13 protein-coding genes are annotated in these 14,007 nt (G+C 45.3%); 10 read left to right on the forward strand and 3 right to left on the reverse strand.

The window, feature by feature from the left end; all coding sequences use genetic code 11:
• Positions 1 to 350: 350 nt before the first annotated feature.
• Complete coding sequence (locus KYK27_RS14695) at positions 351 to 1,676, forward strand: GDSL-type esterase/lipase family protein (RefSeq protein ID WP_199110905.1); 1,326 nt, start codon at positions 351 to 353, stop codon at positions 1,674 to 1,676.
• Between the two features lie 4 nt (positions 1,677 to 1,680).
• Here KYK27_RS14695 and KYK27_RS14700 read toward each other — a convergent pair whose 3' ends face one another.
• Together KYK27_RS14700 and KYK27_RS14705 are read right to left on the reverse strand one after the other, a co-directional pair.
• The gene (locus tag KYK27_RS14700; protein WP_199110907.1) at positions 1,681 to 2,298 is read right to left on the reverse strand and encodes a phosphoribosyltransferase; all 618 of its coding nucleotides are present in this window, start codon (positions 2,296 to 2,298) and stop codon (positions 1,681 to 1,683) included.
• An 87-nt stretch (positions 2,299 to 2,385) separates the two neighbouring features.
• The gene (locus tag KYK27_RS14705; protein ID WP_199110909.1) at positions 2,386 to 3,030 is read right to left on the reverse strand and encodes a dienelactone hydrolase family protein; all 645 of its coding nucleotides are present in this window, start codon (positions 3,028 to 3,030) and stop codon (positions 2,386 to 2,388) included.
• 130 nt (positions 3,031 to 3,160) lie between these two features.
• On the opposite strand from KYK27_RS14705, the gene KYK27_RS14710 reads away from it, so the two are divergent.
• From KYK27_RS14710 to KYK27_RS14745, 8 genes are all read left to right on the forward strand, one after another.
• Positions 3,161 to 3,835 (forward strand): hypothetical protein, encoded by a 675-nt coding sequence (locus KYK27_RS14710; protein WP_199110910.1) that lies wholly within the window; start codon positions 3,161 to 3,163, stop codon positions 3,833 to 3,835.
• Positions 3,836 to 4,071: 236 nt separating this feature from the next.
• Positions 4,072 to 4,755: a deoxyribonuclease V gene (nfi, locus tag KYK27_RS14715; protein ID WP_199110912.1), complete on the forward strand. Its 684-nt coding sequence runs from the start codon at positions 4,072 to 4,074 to the stop codon at positions 4,753 to 4,755.
• Between the two features lie 623 nt (positions 4,756 to 5,378).
• Positions 5,379 to 5,945 carry a YceI family protein gene (locus KYK27_RS14720; RefSeq protein ID WP_199110914.1) on the forward strand — a complete coding sequence of 189 codons (567 nt, stop codon included), beginning with the start codon at positions 5,379 to 5,381 and terminating at the stop codon, positions 5,943 to 5,945.
• A 21-nt stretch (positions 5,946 to 5,966) separates the two neighbouring features.
• Positions 5,967 to 7,322: a hypothetical protein gene (locus KYK27_RS14725; RefSeq protein WP_199110916.1), complete on the forward strand. Its 1,356-nt coding sequence runs from the start codon at positions 5,967 to 5,969 to the stop codon at positions 7,320 to 7,322.
• An 11-nt stretch (positions 7,323 to 7,333) separates the two neighbouring features.
• Positions 7,334 to 7,894, forward strand: coding sequence for a hypothetical protein (locus tag KYK27_RS14730; protein ID WP_199110917.1), 561 nt, complete (start codon positions 7,334 to 7,336; stop codon positions 7,892 to 7,894).
• 222 nt (positions 7,895 to 8,116) lie between these two features.
• Positions 8,117 to 10,735, forward strand: a complete 2,619-nt coding sequence (gene clpB, locus KYK27_RS14735) for an ATP-dependent chaperone ClpB (RefSeq protein ID WP_199110919.1) — start codon at positions 8,117 to 8,119, stop codon at positions 10,733 to 10,735.
• A gap of 216 nt (positions 10,736 to 10,951) precedes the next feature.
• On the forward strand, positions 10,952 to 11,551 hold the full coding sequence (locus KYK27_RS14740) for a PH domain-containing protein (protein ID WP_199111127.1): 600 nt from the start codon (positions 10,952 to 10,954) through the stop codon (positions 11,549 to 11,551).
• A 233-nt stretch (positions 11,552 to 11,784) separates the two neighbouring features.
• Entirely contained in the window at positions 11,785 to 12,417 is a 633-nt protein-coding gene (locus tag KYK27_RS14745) for a DUF4142 domain-containing protein (protein ID WP_199110921.1), read from the forward strand.
• Positions 12,418 to 12,489: 72 nt separating this feature from the next.
• On the opposite strand, the gene KYK27_RS14750 is transcribed toward KYK27_RS14745, so the two are convergent.
• Complete coding sequence (locus KYK27_RS14750) at positions 12,490 to 13,215, reverse strand: YoaK family protein (RefSeq protein WP_199110922.1); 726 nt, start codon at positions 13,213 to 13,215, stop codon at positions 12,490 to 12,492.
• A 162-nt stretch (positions 13,216 to 13,377) separates the two neighbouring features.
• On the opposite strand from KYK27_RS14750, the gene KYK27_RS14755 reads away from it, so the two are divergent.
• Complete coding sequence (locus KYK27_RS14755; protein WP_199110924.1) at positions 13,378 to 13,971, forward strand: HupE/UreJ family protein; 594 nt, start codon at positions 13,378 to 13,380, stop codon at positions 13,969 to 13,971.
• Positions 13,972 to 14,007: the final 36 nt, after the last annotated feature.

A 14,007-nucleotide genomic window follows, 5' to 3' on the forward strand; every position in this document is an offset into this window, starting at 1 on the left:
AAGTTAGGTTAATGTTAAACCTGATTACGGGCAATGTGTTTACCCTAACCGGATAGTGCAGCAAATATAATAGTCTTTTTGATAAAGGTGGGTTATTGCAACAGGCTTTCGCGGTTAAGAATTTCACGCACTGATAAAGCCTTCAATCATACTTTAGTTTCCTAGTAAGCTACCACCCTTCTGCTATAAGACCATCCCGGAAACAACAACTTTACGCCCTTGCTTTTTCGAAAGTCAACTATAAATCAGGCGGTTGCAGGATAAAACTATAACAAATCGGGCTTAAGCACGTGTTACTACAGGTTAAGTATTTTAATCACGTTGTAATTCACTCTTAATTCCTTCTTGTAGTGCACCTATTCAGAAAGATATTGCTGTTTTGTTTACTGGCCATGCTACCAACTATAGTTTGGGCTCAGCCGAAACGCATTATGTGCCTGGGAAACTCTATAACCCAGGGCAACAATGATTTTGCCAGTTACCGGTTTGAACTATGGAAGATGCTTGTTGAAGCAGGTGTTGACTTCGAGTTTGTAGGTTCTCATAATACGAATTATGGTGGTCAGTCTCCGGCTTTTGGCACCCAACTGCGGGGACAGACTTTCACAAACTATAACGAAGGGCATTGGGGCTGGAGCGCCGACCAGATCTTAGACGGCAATAACGAGCAACCCGGCGCAGGGAAATTGAGCGACTGGCTTACCAACTATACGCCCGATTTTGTTCTGATGCACCTTGGCACCAATGATATGTTCCGGAATCACCCCATAGACGAAACATTAAATGAGCTCCGGGAAGTAGTTCGGCTATTAAGAGTAAGCAACCCAAACGTAACTATACTGCTGGCTAAACTTATTCCTGCTGATGCAGGTGCAGCCGGGCCTGGAGCAGCAAATAATATTACCCTTTTTAATGAAGAGATACCGGAACTGGTACAGGAACTAAGCTCCGCTGCGTCGCCGGTCCTGCTTGTTGACCAGTTTACAGGATTTGATGCTACTAAAGGAGCAGACACCTGGGATGGCATACACCCTGACGAGAGCGGCGAAGTGAAAATGGCCCAACGATGGTTTGATACTTTGTATCCGTTGCTGGTTCAGTCGTTGCCTGTTACTTTGCTGAGTTTTGAAGCTAGCCTGACAACTGATAAAAAGGTACAGCTAAGCTGGGAAACAGCGAGTGAACAGAATAACGCTTATTTTGAAGTAGAGCGCTCCACCGATTCGTTACAGTTTACACCTATAGGCAGGGTAAACGGAAGAGGAACTACACAAACCAGATCAAGCTATAGTTTGCTGGATAAAGTGCCGCTGCCCGGCAACTTGTACTATAGATTAAGACAGGTCGATGCGGATGGCAGCAGCACCTTTTCCGATATTATAAATATCTATATTACCGTATCGGAGAAGGCACTTTATGTTTACCCAACTATAAGCCACCACGAGGACATAGTTATTTTAACGCAGCATTTACAACCCAACACTCCCCTGGAGTTTATTATTTATACAGCCAACGGAAGCGTGGCAAGCTCGCTGCAAACAAAGACAGATGCTGCAGGAAACTATAGAAACATCCTGGACCCGGAGAGTCTGGAAGGTCACGGATTATACTTTATAAAACTGGTAGCAGGCGACAAGGTATTGAAGAGTAAATTTATAGTTTCGCCGGCGTATTAAGTCATCACTGATGCTGTAGCAACGCAATCACTTCTTCATCGGAGGTTTGCCTGAACTCTACGTAAAACTGCCCAACCGCCTGGAAAAACGGTGGAGTCAGCAAGCAAATTACTTCATCAGCTTCTTCACTGAAACGCTCGATAGCAGCTTGCGGGGCAACCGGAACGGCAACTATAATTTTAGCGGGCTCCTGCTTTTTTGCCTGTTCTATAGTTGCCATCAGGGTTTTGCCGGTTGCAATGCCATCATCAACTATAATAACCAGCTTGTCTTTTAGCGGAATGGGCTTTCTATCGCCCATAAACAGTGTATATTTTTTGCGGAGGCTCTCCCGCACGCGCTCAGCTTCTGCATCAATGTATTCCCGGGGCACTTCTATAGTTGGGTCTATAGTTATCGCGTCGAGGCTAACGGAACCTATGGCATATTCAGGGTTGGCAGGATGACCGATCTTTTTGATGAGCATAACTTCCAGGGGCATGTGTAACCTTCTGGCAATGGGTGCGGCTACGGGCACACCTCCCCGCGGTATCGCCAATACCACACCATCCTGTCCTCTGTATTGCTCCAGAAGATCAGCAAGCATTTCTGCAGCTTCCTCTCTGTTCCTGATCATCTCCATGCTCTTGAGTAATTATGAATTATGACGTTCGAATTATGAATGTATAAGGCAGAGCAGGTTGCCAATTCGTTAGTTAACACCTCAGGGTTACAGGTATTTTTTAAACCAGTCTGTTGCTAACTGCGCTACTTTCTCCAAGGTACCGGGTTCTTCAAACAGGTGTGTGGCGCCAGGCACTATCTCCATGCTTTTTTCGCATTGCAGTCTGTCATATGCCTGCTGGTTCATTCCGATAACGGGCTCGTCGTTGCCGCCAACTATAAGCAAGGTGGGCGCTTTTACTTCTGGCAATACCTCATCTGCCAGATCCGGTCTTCCGCCCCGGCTTACAACTGCTTTTATGACATCGGGCCCAAGTGCAGCCGCGGCTCTTAAGGCTGACGCAGCTCCGGTGCTTGCTCCGAAAATGCCAATAGCGAGTTCGTTGAGCAATAGGTTTTCCTGTATCCAATAACCTGTATCTACAAGGCGTTGGGTTATCAGGGGTATGTCGAAGCGCTTTGCCTGGTCCTGGTCTTCTTCAGGTGTGAGGAGATCGAAGAGTAAGGTAGCAAAACCTGCCTGTTGCAGTTGTTCAGCTACAAACCTATTGCGCTCACTCAGGCGACTACTACCACTTCCATGCGAAAAAACGATAAGGCCCGTTGCACTTTCCGGAACTATAAGATCTCCTGTTAAGGCTACCTGATGTATATTAATCTGCACTGTGTCGTTAAAAGTATAGTTCGCCATAGTTTTATAGTTTAGGTTAGCAAGCAGATCACAAAAGTCCCACCTATTTTGTACGCCCGCCGGGTGACAGGGTTAAGACGTTCACATCTGCAATTCAACACCTTACGTACTCCTGAAAAACAGAAACCACATGCAGAAATTACTTTGGCTGGGAGTTATAGTATTGTTAACAACCAGTTGCAACCCAGAAGAGCGCACAGCGGAGAATAGAACTATAGCAGATGGAATAGATTCGCTGGAAGCAGTGCAGGAAGAACCGCAGCGCCAGCAAGATAAAACCACTACAGACACAGTTGCTTTTAAAGTGGCATTCGGGCAATTCTTTAGGGCTTTGCAAGCTTCGGACACGGCAACTATAAACCAGTTCATTCATCCGGAGTACGGCCTTTGGATAATTGAGCAACCCGGAGCTGTGCCAAAAATGACACATGTAACCGATGTCCGGAATTTTAAACGTGAATACCAGGATAGATATTTCATTACTGTTAAGGACGAAGTAAAAACCTGTGACCTGAAAGAGGAAGCCTGGCCTACCTTCAGCTGCGCCGATGTGGATTACGAAAAGAAAACGAGCGGCTATAGTAAGGATGGTTGCTTTGTGGCCGGCCCCGGTAAATTCCAGAAAAGCGGCTACTGGGATTATGCCAGTCTATCAGAAAGCCAGATCCAAACTATAAGATCAACGTTGCCTTTTGTTCAAAAGTCAGTTCTGCACACGGCTACCTCCTTCGAGTTTCATTTCGGTTTTATAGATGGACACTGGCGCCTGCTTTTCACCAAACTCATTTATCCCTGCAGCGCGTAGAAAGTTAAGGAGTTAGAGAGTTTGGGAGTTAATGAATGTAAGAGATAGAAAAAACCAGAAGGGTTAGAGTTTTATTATTAGAAAGTTAAAGGCAAGAACAACTAAAGATAGCTTTTTGCTCTATTCATCGTAATAGCAACAAAGGGCTTAAGCTTATTGATCAACCTAATTCAACCTTCTAACTTCTAAACTTCCTAACTCACAAACTCTCTAACTCCTAAACTCCCAAACTAACCATGGCCTACTACCGACGCTTCGATTACCCTGCCCCTGACCCGATTATACTTGCCCGGCTAACCGAGCAGCAGCGTGAAATGCAGTCGCGTGTTATACTTCAGAAGCCGGATTTTGACCTGAAACTGATTGCCGGCTGTGATTCTTCTTTTATTGGTGAGGACCAGATACTTTCTGCTTTTGTGCTGCTGACTTATCCTGCGTTGGAGTTGGTCGAGAAGGTGTACCATGTCGGAGCTGTTGAGTTGCCTTATATTCCCGGTTTCCTGGCTTTCAGGGAAGCGCCCAACCTTCTGAAAGCGTATGAAAAGCTTCAGCAAAAGCCTGACCTGATCATGGTAGATGGCCATGGTATTTCGCACCCGCGCCGCCTGGGCATTGCCACACACCTGGGTATCCATATAAATAAACCAACGATGGGGGTAGCTAAAAAAGTACTGGTAGGTAAGTACAAAGAGCCTGCTACAAGCAAAGGCTCCATCTCGCCACTGATCTATAAAGATGAGATAATTGCCAATGTGCTCCGGACCAAAGATAATGTGAAGCCGGTTTTCGTGTCGCCGGGACATTTTATGGACCTTGAAACGGCTACAACTATAGCTATGGCCTGCGCCATAAAACATAAACTACCGGAACCCACCCGCCTGGCCGACCATTATGCTGCGGTGTTTAAGAGTGAAGTATAGGTACGTCATACAACACGACCGATAGTAGCAAAGAGCAAACTCCTCCTTCTCTACGCCATCAGCTTTCAGAAATTTTATATGCCGTTGTTGCGTCATCAGACTAACAACTTGCCGATGAGTACCCAACAAGGCCTTTAACTATAGTTTGAGTAGTCTCCTTATTTTCTTGAGTTGACGGCATCGCTTCCTGCGACTCCCAAAATCAGAGCTTTTCATTTTGTAGTCGGTATTCATAGCGCCGACATTCACACCCAAAACAAGTCTGGTACCCGTGACTTGTGCCTAACTATAGTTTGGGTGCCCGGGCCAGGTAATCAAAAGTAATTTAAGCCCATCCTTTCCGATAATACTTTTTCCCTATCCCTTCTGCTGGCGATTTACTACCCCAATAAGGTCGCTTTTCTGTGCCATTAAAACTACAAATATAGCTATAAAGCAATTTTTAGGAGCTAATACTGCCTTTCGTCATCTTTTAAGCTAACCAGAGTCATCTCTTTAACTGCGCAACGTCATACTCTGCGGAGGCGCGCTGCTATAGCTTTGCATTATAGAAATAACACAAACAGTAATAACCTTTAACGCTTTGTATCATGAAAATTTTTAGCTCCATAAAACTGCTAAGCATGTTTAGCCTCCTTTTAGGACTAAGCTTTGGCAATACACTTCTAGCCCAGGACCAATATAAGCTGGCCGGCAAGCCCGAACTTAAAGTAAAGGGCACCTCTACCCTGCACGACTGGGAAATGACATCGGCACAGGTCCAGGGCAAAGCCGAAATGATACTGGAAGGCAACACACTTAAAAACGTGAAGTCTGCTTCTGTAACTATGAAGACCCAGTCTATTAAGAGTGGCACAGACAAAATGGATGCCCTTGCTTACGAGTCGCTGAAAGCAAGTAAGTTTCCTGATATCGCGTTTACCCTGACCTCTTTCCGTGTTCTGGATAATAACCGCGCCCAGGCCATAGGCAACTTAACTATAGCCGGCACTACCAAGCCAGTAACCTTTAACGTGGAAACAGGCACAAAATCAGGTCTGGTACAGATGGCAGGTGAAGCAAACATCAAATTCACAGAATTCGGAATTAAACCACCAACTGCACTTTTAGGCACTGTAAAAACAGGCAACGAGCTTAAACTTCTCTTCAAGGTAAGCTTCCAGCAGACATCAACTTACACAAAAAACTAAAGAACTTAAACACCGATCATCATGAAAAAGATTACACTTTCACTGGGCCTGTTGCTTGGATTAAGCATAAGCTCTTTTGCGCAGATCACCTTATCTGACCTGCCATACGCACGACCTTACGATAAAAGAGGTCTGAATACATTCGAGACACCTAAAAAAGACACGATTGCCTTCGATGGCATAAAAGTGAGACTTGGTGGTGGCTTTGCACAGCAGTTCCAGGGCTTGCAACACAAGAATACGGCAACAGCCCAGATGCAGCAGCAAGGCGGCAACGAAGTAAACCTGAACCAGCTGATGCCTATCGAAAACGGTTTTAACCTGGCCTCTGCCAACCTTAACCTGGACGTGGCGCTTGCAGATGGTATCCGACTGAACCTGGTTACTTACCTGTCATCAAGACACCACTCTGAGGCCTGGGTAAAAGGTGGTTTTATTCAGGTTGATAAAGCTGAGTTCCTGAACAGCCCGCTGGTAGATAAACTGATGAAGAACATCACCCTGAAAGTAGGTCACATGGAGATCAACTATGGTGATGCCCACTTCCGCAGAACAGATAACGCCCATGCCCTGCAGAACCCGTTTGTTGGCAACTACATCATGGATGCCTTCACAACAGAGATCGGTGCAGAAGTGATCTACCAATACAAAGGCTTCCTGGCAGTAGGTTCTGTTACAGGTGGCGAAGTACAAGGTGGTATCCAGAATCCGGACCAGCGCAAGCCTTCTTTCATCGGTAAATTAGGCTACGACAGCCAGATAAAAGACGACCTGAGAGTAAGATTAACAGGCTCTGTGTATACAACTGCAGGCTCTGTGCGAAACACACTCTACGGTGGCGACCGTGCCGGTTCACGTTACTTCCTGGTAATGGACCCTGCTAAAGTGGCAAGCGGCGCAGCGGTAACACCTGCTACGCACTTCACTTCAGGTCATATTAACCCGGGCCTTACCAACAGCATCACCGCCATGGTTATCAACCCATTCGTGAAGTTCCACGGCCTGGAGTTCTTCGGTAACTTTGAGCAGGCAAAAGGTAAAGGCAGATTAGGTGCAAACGACGAACCAACAGACCGTACCTGGAGACAACTGGGAACAGACCTGGTTTACAGATTCGGCAGCAACGAAAACCTGTACGTAGCAGGACGCTACAACGTGGTAGAAGGACGCCTTGCACCACTAGCAGCAACTCCGAATGTGCAGAACAACGAAGTGAACCTGAGCAGAGTGCAGGTAGGCGGTGGCTGGTTTGTAACCAAAAATATCCTTGCCAAAGCTGAGTATGTAAAACAACAGTACAAAGGTTTCGCTCCTTCTGATATCCGCAACGGCGGCGAGTTCAATGGATTCATGATCGAAGGTGCCATATCTTTCTAACACTTAAAACCATGTTACCTGTTCGTATCCTTCTGGTTGCTGTATCCATGCTGAGTACAATGGTACTGCCTGAAAAAAAAGAGTTTGTTGTGATCTCAGGAAATAAAATAACTGTAGCAGCAGCCACTTCACTAGGCACTATAAACTGTGCTTACACCAGCAGCAGCAGCCAGAAAGATACACTTTTACTTAACACACAGATTCCACGGGTAGAAAGGCTGAAACTGGCCATACCCGTTAAAGAGTTCGACTGTGGAAACGTACTGCTGAACAGGGATTTTGCAAAAGCACTGAATGTTGGCCAGCATCCTTACACCAGAATTGAGGTAGTTTACCTGAAGCGCGAAGGCAAAGGATACAAAGGCAACCTGAATCTATTAGTAGCAGGTAAAACAATTCCGCTGCAGAACGTGAGCTTTACCAGCTGTGTAGCCAAGGGCGTAAACAACCTGAAAAGCAACATCTGCCTGAACTTCTCTGAAATAGGCTTAGCCACACCCAAAAAAATGGGCGGTTTGTTTAAAGTAGAAGATGAGCTACGGGTAACAGTGGAACTACAATTAACAGAATAGAAAAGGTTATGTTTGATTTTTACAGCCAAAGGCAGCCAGTTGTGCTGCCTTTGGCTGTTTTAGTACACCTGCATTTCGACTTCTGCCATTCTGTCTCTAATACGCACTTTTAGAACAACTCATCCTGTCAAAATTTCAGCAAAATCCTACTATAGTGCTATTGGTTTACCCTTTGCTGAGTACCTCGTAGAACAATAACTATAGGAAAACAGGCAAAGCGATATGAATTTTAATAACTATACCATTAAAGCCCAGGAAGCCATACAAAAGGCGACTGAGATAGCAGGCGGCAACCAGCAGCAGGCTATCGAGACAGGGCACATTTTAAAAGCAATACTGGAGACAGACGAGAACGTAACTAACTTCCTGCTCCAGAAACTGAACATCAACGGCAACATCCTGCATACCAAGCTCGACGAGATCGTGGCTGGCTACCCGAAAGTGAGTGGCGGTAGTCCTTACCTGGCAAATGATGCGAATACTGCCCTGCAGAAAGCGACTTCTTACCTGAAAGAGTTTGGCGATGAATATGTAGCAATAGAGCACATGCTGCTGGGTATTCTGGCTGGCCGTGACCGTGTGGCCGGGGTAATGAAGGATGTTGGTTTTAACGAAAAAGACCTTAAGAAAGCCATTAAAGAACTGCGCGGTGGTGCCAAAGTTACGGACCAGAACGCCGAAGCAAAGTACAACTCCCTCAAGCGCTACGCCCGCGACCTGAACGAGATGGCACGTAGTGGCAAGATCGACCCGGTAATTGGACGCGATGAAGAGATTCGCCGCGTACTGCAGATTCTGAGCCGTCGTACCAAGAACAACCCGGTACTGCTGGGCGAGCCTGGTGTAGGTAAAACAGCTATAGTGGAAGGCCTGGCGCAACGGATCGTATCTGGTGACGTGCCGGAAAACCTGAAAAACAAGACGCTGATGAGCCTGGATATGGGCTTATTGGTAGCAGGTGCCAAGTATAAAGGAGAGTTTGAAGAGCGACTGAAAGCAGTAATTAAAGAAGTGGTGGATGCGGAAGGCGACATCGTCCTCTTCATCGACGAGATTCACACGCTGATAGGTGCCGGTGCGGGTGGCGAAAGTGCCATGGATGCTGCCAACCTTTTAAAACCGGCTTTGGCGCGTGGTGAGCTGCATGCCATCGGTGCCACTACTCTGAAGGAATACCAGAAGTATATCGAGAAAGATAAAGCGCTAGAGCGACGTTTCCAGGCGGTGATGGTAGATGAGCCAAGCGTGCAGGATGCCATTTCCATACTTCGCGGTATCAAAGATAAATACGAAGTGCATCACGGGGTGCGCATTAAAGACGATGCTATTATTGCTGCGGTAGAATTATCAAGCCGTTACATTACAGATCGTTTTTTACCGGACAAGGCGATTGACCTGATGGATGAAGCGGCTGCAAAACTGCGTATCGAAATCGACTCGCTTCCGGTAGAGCTGGACGAAATTCAGCGCCGCATTATGCAACTGGAAATTGAGCGCGAAGCTATCCGTCGTGAAAATGACAAGGACAAGGAAACGATCCTTTCAAAAGAAATTGCAGACCTTTCGACGAAGCGCGATGATCTGAAAGCCAAGTGGCAGAACGAAAAACAGATCATTGAAGGCATCCAGAAAGAGAAAGAAAATATAGAGAACTATAAGCTGGAAGCCGAACAGGCCGAACGCAGCGGTGACTATGGCCGCGTAGCGGAGTTGCGCTATGGCAAGATTCAGGAAGCGGAAGCAAAGCTCAAAGAACTACAGGAGCAGGTACACCAGATGCAGGGCGAAAACCCGATGCTGAAGGAAGAAGTGAATTCTGAAGACATTGCCGAAGTGGTAGCCAAATGGACGGGCGTGCCGGTGAGTAAAATGCTGCAATCGGATCGTGAAAAGCTGCTGCACTTAGAGCAAGAACTGGGCAAACGCGTAGCTGGTCAGGAAGAAGCGATAGAAGCTATTTCGGATGCCGTGCGCCGCAGCCGTGCCGGTATGCAAGACCCGAAACGGCCGATCGGTTCATTCATTTTCTTGGGTACAACCGGTGTGGGTAAAACCGAGCTTGCCAAAGCGCTGGCCGATTACCTGTTTAACGATGAGAACGCGATGGTGCGTATTGATATGAGTGAGTACCAGGAGCGCCATGCTGTAAGCCGTATGATCGGAGCGCCTCCGGGCTATGTGGGTTACGACGAGGGTGGCCAGTTAACAGAAGCTGTACGCCGCAAGCCATACTCAGTAGTATTGCTGGATGAGATAGAAAAAGCTCACCCGGATGTGTTCAACATTCTGTTGCAGGTGTTGGACGATGGCCGACTAACCGATAGTAAAGGTCGTGTAGTGAATTTTAAGAACACGATCATCATCATGACCTCTAACATCGGGTCGCATATTATCCAGAGCAATTTTGAGCTGATGGATGAGATCAACCACGATGAGGTAATCGAGCGTACCAAGGATGAAGTATTTGAGCTACTGAAGAAATCGGTAAGGCCCGAGTTCCTGAACCGAATTGATGAACTGGTTATGTTCCGTCCACTGAGCCGTGGCGATATCCGCAAGATCGTTACCATACAGTTCGGCCACATCCAGGATCGCCTGGACGAAGCCGGTATCCGACTTATCGCGACTGATGAAGTGCTGGATTACCTGGGCGAACAAGGCTACGATCCGCAGTTTGGTGCCCGACCACTGAAGCGTGTGCTGCAGCGCCAAGTACTGAATGAGTTATCGAAAGAGATCCTGGCCGGAACTATAAGCAAAGATTCAGTAGTGGAAGCTGTGCTCGAAAACGGCAAGATACAATTCAACAATGTGGACGTAGAGATCCCGACCGGAGAATAAGTATAAGTTTAAGGTTTAGTTTAGTAAAAAGCCTCACCGTTTGGTGAGGCTTTTTGTTTTTTATCTAATTAATAATTTTAACTATTTATTTATTCGTTTTAAAAATAGAATGAAAATATATTGCGAAATGCTTATATTGTCAATACAATATACTTAAATCCTATCTGGAAATTAGAATAGGAATGCATTAAATAAAACAAACTATATAAACTACTTATGCTATCAATTAAAGATTTAACATCTGAAGAACAAGACCCTAAAGTAATTGAGAAAGTTCTCCCTAAGGTTCAGAGCTTTTGTACTTCTAATGAGGAAATACAATACATAGCTGTACAGAAGAATAAACTTGGGCTAAACTTTTCTCCTGATTGTATTGCATTGACCAATAAACGTGTAATAATGATCAGACCTAAGTCATTTGGCTTAAGTCTTGACTTTAAAGATTATTCATGGCTTAATGTTGCAGATGTTCATATGAAGGAAGGTGTATTTTCAGCTACTATTACAGTTAAGACTACAAGTGGAATCCTAGACTGCATGGAAGATATACCGAAAACACAAGCTAGAACCTTATATCGCTTTGCACAGGAAATGGAGGAAACAAAGAAAGAAGAGCGTAGACAGCGTGAACTTGAAGATAAGCGTGCGGTTGCAGGTGGAGGAATTGTTATTAATACACCTAGCAGTTCATCTGCAAGTCAGACAACAGATGATCCTATTACGAAATTACAAAAGATGAAAACTCTGTTAGACAGCGGAATTTTATCTCAAGAAGAATTTGATGCCAAAAAGGCCGAAATTTTAGCAACAATGTAATTACAAAAGAGCGGTTAAAAACCGCTCTTTTATTTTAATAAGTTGTTTGAAAGAGATTATTGACTACAATTTTGAATGATGTATCATAACTACAAAGTAGTAATCAATTGAACTAATACATAAAGGTTTTAGAGCCTACTTTAAGATACCAAAGTATCTCGCTCATTAAAATATTAACCCCCGCATCCACCAGTCGTATAAATATCTGATTTTTAACATCTTACTCAAAAACTATGAAAAAAACTTTATTCTTATTTGCTGTGGGAGCCTTACTGGCAGGTGCAGCGTGCACAAGCTCCGATACAACAACGGATACAACCACTGATACCACTACGGAAACAACTGACGCTGCTACCGGCAATGATATGGCTACCGGTAATGAAACAACAACCACAACTACAGAAACCACCACTGGCGCTGCTGTAACCATGACAAACATGGACGATGCTACTTTTATATCAACGGCAGCAAGCAGCAACGCTATGGAAGTACAACTAAGCAACATGGCACTACAAAAGGCCACTGATGCGAAAGTAAAAGAGTTTGCACAGATGATTGTGGACCATCACAGAAAGAGTAGCCAGGAGCTGCAGGCTGCTGCTTCACAGGCAGGAGTAACGGCATCGAATGTAGTTATGCCCATGCATCAGAAAATGATAGATGAGCTAACCAACTATAACGGCACAGGCTACGACGAAAAGTATATGGACCTGATGGAAACAGCTCATAAAAATGATATAGCTATGTTTGAAGCCAAAAGTATGAATGCAACAAACCCGGCTGTAAAAGATTTCGCACTTAAGGCAATTCCAACATTGCGCTCACATTACGAGATGGCCACCAACATTGAAGACACAGTAGATTAACTATAAACTATATAAAAGCAGGGCCGGCAAATTTCTGTTTGCCGGCGCTGCTTTTTTTTAACTTATCTATAGTTACCGGGTCCGCAAGTGCCGCCATAGTTTTATGATGCGTACCCGCGATATGTCATAAAACATAGCAACTATAAGCAGCCCGGCCGGAATCAGGAAAGTGTAATGCTGCAATACAGTGTAACTATAGCCTCCGGCAATAGCTCCTGCCAGAAAGAAAAGTATGATAACCAACCGAAGTACGATACGTTTCTGCAACCCGGGCTTTCGTAAATTCTCAGGCAAGGTGGCCGCTGCCAAGTCTATTCCGAGATCAGTAAAAATACCTGTAAGGTGCGTTGTACGCACTACGGAGCCTGATATCATAGAAACCATGGCATTCTGCAGGCCCATGGCAAAAAGCAGACTGCCCGCAAAAACCTTGCGCATCCATATACTGCCATCGTATTTGTGCCCGTAAATACTATTCAGCAGTAGAATCGCAATCTCGATGAAGATAGGAATTGTGTAGGCAAATACCTGGTCGCGCCCAACACGCCCAACTATAAAACTGGATGTAAAAGCGCCCAGCAGAAAAAGGAACATCCACAACCCAATAATCCGGACTGCTCTCAGATCGCCTTGCGCCATGCTTTCGGCAAAGTATGCGACATGGCCGGTTACATTGGTGGTGAGTACTGCAAAAGCAAGCAGCCCGGCAATGTTAACAAACCCGGCGGTAAGGCAAAGTATAGCTGCCAACCGAATGTTGTGCCTGAAATTTCTGCGATTTCCGAGGTGCCGTAACATGGACAAAAGGTAATAATTTTCAGACGATCCTACCCTTTATTTCAGATAATTTATCCGCTTGTTCTATTCTGTAATGTCATCCCTGCGCCTTCCTATTGCATGCAAAAGTTTAAACATGTAATTTACCGCTTAGCTTATACTATAACCTATACTTAAACAACTTTGTCGTCTGTATTTTTCACCTACATGGAGCTGGGCTTCCACCATATTTTTAACCTGAAAGCCTATGACCACATGCTCTTCCTGTTTGCCCTATGCGCCATTTATACCTTAGGAGACTGGCGAAAAGTACTTGCACTGGTTACGAGCTTCACCATTGGTCACTCTATTACGCTGGCTTTGTCTACCTTCAACATTATAAAGTTTGATACCGGCCTGATCGAGTTCCTTATTCCTGTAACTATCTTTATTACCTGCGTTACCAACTTTTTTAAATTGAAAGGTGCTGCCAGCAAGCAACACACCATCTTTTCGATGCACAATCTAATGGCTGTTTTCTTTGGGCTGGTACACGGCATGGGCTTCTCGAATTACCTGAAATCGCTTTTAGGCCGAAACAGTGATACGTGGTTACAGCTACTGGCCTTTAATGTTGGCATTGAGCTGGGCCAGCTACTGATCGTGTTTCTGCTGCTGATCGCCGCTTTCTTGATGCTGAATCTGTTCAGTGCCAAACGTCGCGACTGGATAATAGTACTTTCCAGTGCAGTAGCAGGTATCTCCTTGATTTTGATGATGGAAACCAATATCTTTTAACAGACTTTACCTTATACAACCAACTATACTAACCTT

It is taken from the genome of Pontibacter populi, from assembly GCF_019336435.1.
Taxonomy (GTDB): domain Bacteria; phylum Bacteroidota; class Bacteroidia; order Cytophagales; family Hymenobacteraceae; genus Pontibacter; species Pontibacter humidus.

What these genes read in the sequence shown, in the direction of transcription:
- KYK27_RS14710 (WP_199110910.1), top strand. Translation starts at nt 3,161, where the DNA reads ATGCAGAAATTACTTTGGCTGGGAGTTATAGTATTGTTAACAACCAGT.
- KYK27_RS14720 (WP_199110914.1), top strand. Translation starts at nt 5,379, where the DNA reads ATGTTTAGCCTCCTTTTAGGACTAAGCTTTGGCAATACACTTCTAGCC.
- KYK27_RS14750 (WP_199110922.1), bottom strand. Translation starts at nt 13,215, where the DNA reads ATGTTACGGCACCTCGGAAATCGCAGAAATTTCAGGCACAACATTCGG.
- KYK27_RS14725 (WP_199110916.1), top strand. Translation starts at nt 5,967, where the DNA reads ATGAAAAAGATTACACTTTCACTGGGCCTGTTGCTTGGATTAAGCATA.
- nfi (WP_199110912.1), top strand. Translation starts at nt 4,072, where the DNA reads ATGGCCTACTACCGACGCTTCGATTACCCTGCCCCTGACCCGATTATA.
- KYK27_RS14700 (WP_199110907.1), bottom strand. Translation starts at nt 2,298, where the DNA reads ATGGAGATGATCAGGAACAGAGAGGAAGCTGCAGAAATGCTTGCTGAT.
- KYK27_RS14740 (WP_199111127.1), top strand. Translation starts at nt 10,952, where the DNA reads ATGCTATCAATTAAAGATTTAACATCTGAAGAACAAGACCCTAAAGTA.
- KYK27_RS14730 (WP_199110917.1), top strand. Translation starts at nt 7,334, where the DNA reads ATGTTACCTGTTCGTATCCTTCTGGTTGCTGTATCCATGCTGAGTACA.
- KYK27_RS14745 (WP_199110921.1), top strand. Translation starts at nt 11,785, where the DNA reads ATGAAAAAAACTTTATTCTTATTTGCTGTGGGAGCCTTACTGGCAGGT.
- KYK27_RS14705 (WP_199110909.1), bottom strand. Translation starts at nt 3,030, where the DNA reads ATGGCGAACTATACTTTTAACGACACAGTGCAGATTAATATACATCAG.
- clpB (WP_199110919.1), top strand. Translation starts at nt 8,117, where the DNA reads ATGAATTTTAATAACTATACCATTAAAGCCCAGGAAGCCATACAAAAG.